Source organism: Gemmatimonadota bacterium, from assembly GCA_016209965.1.
Lineage (GTDB): Bacteria > Gemmatimonadota > Gemmatimonadetes > Longimicrobiales > RSA9 > JACQVE01.
Genome location: JACQVE010000157.1, coordinates 1 through 8148 on the forward strand (window position 1 = coordinate 1; position 8148 = coordinate 8148).

General features: G+C 71.4%; 5 protein-coding genes. 3 read left to right on the forward strand and 2 right to left on the reverse strand.

Annotation, left to right across the window (positions count from 1 at the left end; translation table 11 throughout):
• Positions 1–42: 42 nt before the first annotated feature.
• The gene (locus HY703_06425) at positions 43–420 is read right to left on the reverse strand and encodes a hypothetical protein (GenBank protein MBI4544809.1); all 378 of its coding nucleotides are present in this window, start codon (positions 418–420) and stop codon (positions 43–45) included.
• 211 nt (positions 421–631) lie between these two features.
• On the opposite strand from HY703_06425, the gene HY703_06430 reads away from it, so the two are divergent.
• The gene (locus HY703_06430; GenBank protein MBI4544810.1) at positions 632–1471 is read left to right on the forward strand and encodes a hypothetical protein; all 840 of its coding nucleotides are present in this window, start codon (positions 632–634) and stop codon (positions 1469–1471) included.
• Positions 1472–1624: 153 nt separating this feature from the next.
• Positions 1625–3601: an Ig-like domain-containing protein gene (locus HY703_06435; protein ID MBI4544811.1), complete on the forward strand. Its 1977-nt coding sequence runs from the start codon at positions 1625–1627 to the stop codon at positions 3599–3601.
• 12 nt (positions 3602–3613) lie between these two features.
• On the opposite strand, the gene HY703_06440 is transcribed toward HY703_06435, so the two are convergent.
• Positions 3614–5590: a hypothetical protein gene (locus HY703_06440; GenBank protein ID MBI4544812.1), complete on the reverse strand. Its 1977-nt coding sequence runs from the start codon at positions 5588–5590 to the stop codon at positions 3614–3616.
• 245 nt (positions 5591–5835) lie between these two features.
• Between HY703_06440 and HY703_06445 the strand changes: the two genes are divergently transcribed.
• On the forward strand, positions 5836–8085 hold the full coding sequence (locus tag HY703_06445; GenBank protein MBI4544813.1) for a hypothetical protein: 2250 nt from the start codon (positions 5836–5838) through the stop codon (positions 8083–8085).
• Positions 8086–8148: the final 63 nt, after the last annotated feature.

The window sequence follows — 8148 nt, forward strand, 5'->3', positions numbered from 1 at the left end:
GGCCCTACTCGCCGAATCCCTGGACCCTGGCCGCCCGGGCGGTCAGCGCACGAACAGGCTGGAGAGCTGGATCGAGTTCTCGATGAGCCAGACGATGTGCTGCCCCGGCGCCAGAAGAATAGGCTCAGTCTGGAAGGTGGCGCTCGAGCCAATGGGGTCGGCGAGCAGGGCAATGTCGCCGCCGCCAGCCGTCATGGTCTGGGGAATCGCAAAGGTCGCGCGGTTCATGCTGGTGACCATGCCCAGGCGCGTGCGGGCGCCCGCGCGCACCACATAGACGTTCATATCGGCCCAGTTGCGGTTCTCCACGGACACGGTGGTCTCGCGGCCGGGCGAGCCGCGGCCGCCGGCGTCATGGAGACCGGTTGCGCAGGCGCCGCTCAGCAGCAGGGCGGCGGCCAGGATCGAGCGCTGGGACATCTATGACTCCTCGCCGAATAGGCCTGGCAAAAAGAGCACGGCGCCCCGAGGGGCGCCGTGCTTGGGTCTCCACCTCCCTCTCCCTCACCCCTCCGCTTCGACGCTATACAAGATCCGTGCCCGTCCGGCGGGCGGGAAGAAGAAGGCCCCCTCCAGAGCGGGGCCGGCGCGGTGTTGGCCGCAACAGGCGTCGTTCGGTAGAATACCGGCCGTGTGCAGGAACTCGTGTCCGGGCGCCGCTGCCGCGGCGGCTCTGCTGCTGGTCGCGGCGCCTGCCGCGGCGCAGCTCCGGCCACTCGAGCCCCTGGACTGGTCGGTATTCGACGGGGAGCGGGCGCTGTCCCTTCGCCTGGGTAGCAGCATCCTGGCGTCGCAACGGGCCTCGCTGGCAGGCACTGCGGGCCGGCTGCTCGAGCTCGGTGACTTTGCCCTTGTCTGGCGGACCGGCCGCGTGGCGCTCGAGGCCGGCGGCACAGTGCAGCGGCTGTTCCGGGAGGACGAGGTGTTCGCCCCGCCGACGGGCGGTGCGCTTGTCGAGCCGGACGGCACGCGCCACGACTCGGGCGACTACCGCGTGGCCACGGCCGTGAGGCTCACGGGTGGGCGCGGCGCGGTGGACGCGGCCGTGCGCTTCGGCACTCGCCTGCCCACCACGGACAACGAGGTCGGGCTGGATCGGGACCAGACCGATTTCTTCGCCCTCCTCGCTGCCCGGCTGCGCCGGGGGCTGGTGTTACTGGCGGCGGAGGGCGGACTCGGCGTGTTCGGCACGCGCAGTCCGCGACTCGAGCAGGTGGACATTTGGGTCTACGCGCTGAGCGCGGAGTATGACGCGGGGCCGGTCACTCCCAGCGTTGCGCTGCTGGGGCAAGCCAACGGGCTGTTCGGTCCGTCCCTGCGGGGCAACGAGGATCTGAGCGAGCTGCGCCTGGGTTTGCGCGTCGGGGGGGGCCGCTGGGTGCGGCTCAGCCTGGTGCGTGGATTGACCGAGTTCTCACCCTCCGCAGGGCTGTTGCTCACTGCCGGCCTGCTGCTGGGCGCGCAAAACTGATCCCGGGCAGATCCCGATATTGCCAGCTACCACCAACGGCCCGGCGGCTCTCCGGGTTAGCGGGGCAGGGATCTTCCGTGTCCGGCGGAGCATACCACCGGCAGCCGCGCCGGCCGCGGCGGCAACTCGTGCCTGGCAAGGAAACGGTCTGAGATGCGACGATTGCAGAAGGGCTCCATGGCGCGCCACGCCCTGGCTGCAGCGCTGTTGGGCGCGCCGCTGCTGGACGCGTGCGACGACACGCTGGGGCTGGACGAGCGCATTGCCTCCGTGGTCAACGTCCAGATCGCGCCCGCTCCGGTTCCCGCGCTGACCGCGCTGGGCGACACGCTCCGCCTGTCGGCCCGTCCGCTGGACCGCGCCGGCCGCGACGTTCAGGGCGTCCCTGTCCGCTGGACTTCCTCGCTGGCCAGTGTAGCGAGCGTGGACTCGAGTGGGTTGGTGCGCGCGGCGGCGAACGGGGTCACCACGATCGCGGCGGCCGTAGGGCAGGTGAAAGGCGAGGCGGTGTTACGCGTCGCACAGCAGCCGGCCTCGCTCAGGATCGAACCCGCGACGCCGGACACGCTGCGCGCGGTCGGCGACACGGTCAGGCTGCGGGCGCGTGTGGCGGACGCCCGCGGCAATGCTATGGCCGAGGCCGATGCTGCCGTGGCCTGGAGCTCGAGCGACTCGGCCGTGGCGGCAGTGGCCGCCGGGCTGGTACAGGCGCGGGGGAACGGCCGTGCCCTGATCCGCGCGCAAAGCGAGTCGGCCGCTGATTCGGTGTCCGTGGCCGTGAGGACGCCGGGGGCTCCGCTGGCACTCGAGGTGATCGCGCCGGAGCGGGCGCGCCAGGGCGACGTCGTCCAGCTCCGCGCCGTGCTGCGCTTCGACAGCGGCCGCGAGGATACGCTCCGCTCGGGACCCTCGTGGCGCGTGACAGATCCCGCTGCGGGGGCCGTGGATGCGAGCGGCCGGTTCGTGGGATACCTGGCCGGCGGAACGGCGCGGGTCATGGCCACCGCCAGTGGAGTAAGCGACACGGCAGCGATTGCGCTGGACGCCCGCGCCCTCAGCGGCAGCTTCCGCGTGGTCGGGAACGGACCCGTCCCCAACCGCTTCACCTCTGACCTCTGGCTCCACGCCAACTTTGCCTATACAGGCACCTGGGGGTGCTTCGGCGCCTGCACCGACTCGACGCAGGGCAACCGGCTCTTCGCCTGGGACGTGAGCGATCCGGGGCGGCCGGTGCGCACCGACTCCGTGCGCGTCGACGCGCGCGTGGTCAATGACGTGAAGATTGGGGCGGACGGCGGGCTGGCGATCCTCTCCCAGGAAGGCTCGAGCGACGGGCGCAACGGCATTACGCTCCTCGACCTGGCCGACCCGCTGCACCCCCGGGTCATCACTCGCTACACGCAGGGGCTCGAGAACGGGGTGCACAACCTCTGGATCGAGGGCTCGCACGCCTACATTGTGGAAGACGGCGCCAGCGCCAGTGGCGGGCTGCACATCCTGGACGTCTCGAATCCTGCCGCGCCCGTTGAGGTGGCCTCATTTTATGCCGGGACTTCGTTCGTGCACGACGTCTATGTGCGCGACGGCCTGGCCTTCGTGTCGCACTGGGACGCCGGGCTGATCATCCTCGATGTGGGCAACGGCATTCGCGGCGGCTCGCCCTCGCGGCCGGTCGAGGTCTCGCGCATCATCACCAGCCGCGGCAACGTGCACAACGTGTGGTACTGGCCGGCGGCGGCCTACGCGTTCGTAGGGGAGGAGGACTTCAACGCATCGGCGCCGGGGCGGATGCACGTGGTGGACCTGTCGGACCTTACTCGCCCGGTCGAGGTGGCGGACTTCTTCCTGCCCGGCGATCCGCCCCACAACTTCTGGCTGGACGAGTCCGCGGGCATCCTGTTCGCCGCGTGGTACAGCAACGGCGTGCGCGCGCTCGATGTCAGCGGCCGGCTGCTCGGCTCGCTGGACCGGCAGGCTCGGGAGTACTCGTCGCTGCGCCCGTCGGGCAGTCGCGGGGCGGGGCGGATCTGGGCGCCGCAACTGCATCAGGGGGTGGTCTACGCGTCGGACATGGACAACGGCTTGTGGGCGCTTTCCTTCCACTGGCAGGGCATGGGGCAGGGCCGGTAATGGCGGCGCCAGCTAGGCGCTGTCCCCGGCTTCCGAATGCACCTCGAGCGGGGAGCGCCCGCCCAGCTCGCGGCGGGGCGTGAGGTTCCAGGCGCGGGTGAGGAGCGCGAGGAAGAGGGTGGGCTCGATCTCGGTCCACCAGCCGGCCGGGCCCATGGCCTGGGCCAGCAGCTCGGCGGGGCGATCGGTGGCCCGGATGCGACGCTCGAGCTGAGCATAGCCGGGGAGCTGCTGGCCGGCGCCGGCCAGTGCTTCACGGAATTCCTGGTAAGCCTGCTTGACCTCGGCCCTCGATTCCAGTTCTTCGATCCATTCGGCGTTAGCCCCGTAGAACACGGCTTCCAGCGCGGGCGCGAACTCCTCGCCTCCACCCGCGGGCATCTCCTTGAGCCGCCGCGGCGGCGGCCGGTCAAAGGGGGTGATGGCGGAGTCGAGCACGTATTCGTCGTCGCCGACCGGGAAGAGCGGCCCGATCAGTGTCCATCCTTTGCGCACCTGGTAGCTGGCGCGCCGCTCCCGGACGCGCAGCGTTTCAGGTTGCACAATGTCGCGAACCACCAACCCCTCGCCGGGATCGACCTTGCGTACCTCATACACCGAGTAGCGCGGGTGTGTGAAGCGGCGCCGCCGCTCGAGCTCGTCGGGTGGCAGGGTGGGGGCGAGCATGTCGAGCGCCTGCTCGGCCAGCGTGGCGCCGCCGGGCAGGCGCACGAAGAAGTGGGCCCAATCGAGGAATCGGCTGAGCGCCAGCCAGTGGCCGACCTCGTCATCGTCTTCGACGTATTCCGGCGTCCCCTCGCGGAAGAAGGACCAGGCCAGGCGCCGGACCGTGGCCCGGCCGTGAGGCAGCTCCATGATCCGCTCCCGGATCTCTTCCAGGAGCGGCGAGCGGCCGGGCGGGGGTGCGGCCGCTTCCGGGCGGGTGCGGCGCGCCAGCCGGCCCACGAGCTGCGGCGCGGCACCGGAAAGGGGCGCTGGCGCCACAATGTCCACGGCCAGCGGAGCCCCCGTGAAGTCCTCGATGGTGATGGCGTCGCTCACCGCCCACCTGGCGGCGATCTCGCTGCTGCTACGCCCGACAAAGGCGGCCAGGCCGAGGAGCACCTGGGCCATGCGCTCGATCTCGCGGGCGTCCGGCTCGCGGACCGTGCCGTCCGGCATCTGGCGATACGTCAAGGGAATGGCCGCCGGGCCCGCGAGCGGCCAGCGGTGGGAGCGGCGCTCGGCGCGCATGCGCGGCGGCACGATCTCCTCGCGCTCGTAGGTCACGACCAGCGTGTCGCGGGCGGGCAGCGGCAGCGGCAGTTCCTGCTCGATCAGCGAGGCCAGTTCCTGTGCGGAGAAGAAGATGCTCAGCCCATACACCGCTCCTGCGCCGCCCAGGACCACGGCGTAGATGGGGTCCTCGCCCGCGAAGCGCAGTTCGAGCGGGACGTCGTCGTCCAGCAACGCCCACGGCTTGGCGCGGTAGTAGGCAGCGGCGGCAGCGAAGAAGCGCGCCATGGTGTCCGGCGTCACGCCGGCGCCGGCCAGGTAGCTGCGCTCGGGGCGGTGCGCGGCGAGGTAGGCGGCCATCTCGGCGGCGAGTTCGTCCCAGGCGGAGAGGCGCTGGCGGAGGACGACATCGATCTCGAGGGTCGCGACCCGCGACTGGACGGCGCGGGCCAGGCCGGGGTCGCGGACGAAAACGGAGACCGGGCGGCGGGGCCGCCCCCAGCCGGGGCGGCGCATGGCCTCGAGCAGGAGCTCGGCTGCGGCTTCGGGCAGCTCGGCGGGTTCGAAGAAGCGGGCGGCCATGACGGTAGCCGTGTCGGCCTCGACCCACATGGCCAGCGAGTACTCGGGCAGCTCGGCCTCGGGCAACTGGGCCAGGCGGGCCATGGACAGGGTGTCGCCCTCCCACCCCACCTGCGCCAGCGGCAGTCGGCTCAGCGGGCGGGACGGCGTCCGTCCGACCCGGGCGCGCGTGCGCTTCCGATTTGCAGACATGGCTGCGAAGGTAGCGAGGGGGCCGGGCGGCGGCCAGGGCCGGCACGGCTGCCCAGGAGCCCCGTGCCGGCCCGTTCTTGCGCGGTTCCTGTCCAACGCGTATCCTGCATCGGTAATCCCGCCCCGGCTGCACGGCCGGGTGGCTGTCACCAGGGAGCTCTGCTTCCTGCGCGCCGGCGCGGGCGCGCTTCGAGCGCTTCACCCGCCGTCGCCACCTCCCCGGAATCCCCAAACCGCGCCGACGCATGTCCGATCTTGCCCTGTACCTGTTCAAGGCTGCCGGCCGGCCGCTCTACCGCAAGGAGAACCTGTACCTGCTGGCGGCGGAGCGCGGCTCGATTGTGGAGCTGGCATACAACCGCGTGTGGGTCGCGGCCGAATCGTTCCGTGAGGGTGCGATCCGCAGGGGCACACCTGCGGTCGTGGTCTTCACCGACCGGCCCTATTCGCTGCTGGTTCCCGCGCGCCACGCCGAGGTGGCGGACGTGCTCCATGCGGAGGAGACGCTGCGCCTCCAGATCCGGCTCGGCGGCTGGGCCGGTGTGGAGGGTGCGGATCTGGCCGACTTCACGCGGCGCGTGAAGGAGACGAATCCCTCGGCGCCAGCGCAGAAGTTCGTGGTTCCCAAGCTGGACGACGCGCGGCTCCTGGACTACGCGGGGGAAATGGAGGACGAGGGGTGGCGGCGCACGATCGACCGGCTGCTGGCCATGTCGCAGGAGAGCCATCAGGACCCGTACCGCACGAGCGTGTTCTTCCGGCCGCTGGGCGTGCGGGCGGCGGGCGCGCTGAGGCCGGCACGGGTGCAGGAGCTGGAGCCGGGCGCGCCGGCGACGCTGGTGCTGCGGTTCTACAACCCGCACCTCTCGGAGCTGGATGTCTCGGATCATCGTCTAGAGCTGCTGGCGGCACAGGACACGCTGCGCGTGCGCGGGCCAGAGCGGTTCCCGTCGATCGGCGAAGTGCAGGTCGAGCTCGAGGCGCTGGGCGGCAGGCCGGAGCTGGCCGTGCAGATCGGGCCCGTGCCGGTGCAGCACACGCTGATAGTCGAGCGGTTTGCGAGGGCGCGTCCGGCAGCGCGGCCGGCGGAGGCCGGCACCGGGGCGGCTCCCGAGGAGCTGCTCCAGCTTTACGAGTTTGTCGCGCGTCACGCGCGTTGGGACTCGCCGGACGCGCGGCTCGAGCTGCTCGCCTGGTTCGAGAAGCTGCTGCCGGACGAGCAGCGGGTGCTCGAGGCGCGGGCACTGCTGCTGCTGGGGCGGGGGAGCGAGGATGCGGCGTACGCGATCCTGCGCGAGCTGGATGTGGAACGCCTGGGCGACGAGGCGCGCCTCGCGCTCTTCCGGCTGGCCCTGGTCCGTGCCCCCGGCCTGAGCCCCGGTCGCCACGCCGTGATGCTCGACCTCATGGCGGAAAGCCGGTTCGAGCAGTTCCTGGCCGAGCTGGAATCCCTGGACCCGCGCGTACTCGCCCGGCTGGTGCCCGAGCTGCTGGGTCACTTCCCCGAGGATCAGTTGCGGCAGGTCATGGACCGCGTGGCGCGCCGCGTGAAGACGCCCGAAGCACTAGCGGAGATAGCCCACTGCCTCTACGTCGTCACGGGCGATCCCGGCTGGGCATACGACTACCTCGACGGGCGCCGGCGTACGCTGCGCCTCTCGCACGCGGCGGTCACCGACATGTTGATCGAGCTGTCCGCCGCAGGCGGCGCCATCGAGGATCCGGAGATTGCCGGATTGGCCATGCACCGCATTGGCTATCTCATCGAGCTGGACCGCCTGGACGAGGCGCGCGCGCTCATGAAGCGAGCAAGAGACGGCCTGAGCCGCGCGGACCGGGATCGGCTGTACCACCGGGTGGCCACGCGGCTGGCGCGGAAGCGGCGCCCCGAGCAGGCGGCGGAAGTGCTGGTCGAGCTGGCCTTCGCCGCGTGCGACAGCGGCGACCTGGCGGAGGCGACCGAGTCCATGGAACGCGCCCGTGGCTTGCTCGTGCGGGGACCCGGCCAGCCCATGCCCGAGTGGCTGGCGGAGGCGGTGCACCGGGTGGAGGACGCCTGGAAGGACTGCCAGGAGTTGGTCGAATGGCGGCTGAGCGAGGACGCCCGGCGCATGCAGGTGCTGCGGGAGCGGCTGTCGAACCGCCGCATCCTGGTAGCCGGCGGGCTCAGGCACCCGGAGTGGGAGGACCGCCTGCGCGGGCTGACGGGCGCGGAGATCGAGTGGATCGAGCGGCTGCAGGAAGAGGGCGAAGAGCTGGAGCGCTACGCCGAGCGGATCCGCACCGCGCGCTACGTGCTGGTGGTCTACCGCTGGCAGAAGACCGGACAGGAGCCGGCCCAGAAGCTCAAGGCGGTGTGCGAGGCGGCAGGAATTCGCTTTGCCGTAGCGACCACCTCGGGACTGCGCGGCGTCGAGGAGGCGATCTGGCAGCACGTGGGCACGGTCGCCTACCTCGAGCCGGCGGGCATCGGCCACCGGGGAGCGGAAGAGTGAGGGCCGCGTGAGGCGGCGCGGCTGCTAAAAGCCATTGCTCGCCAGGCTAGGACTGGACCGCCC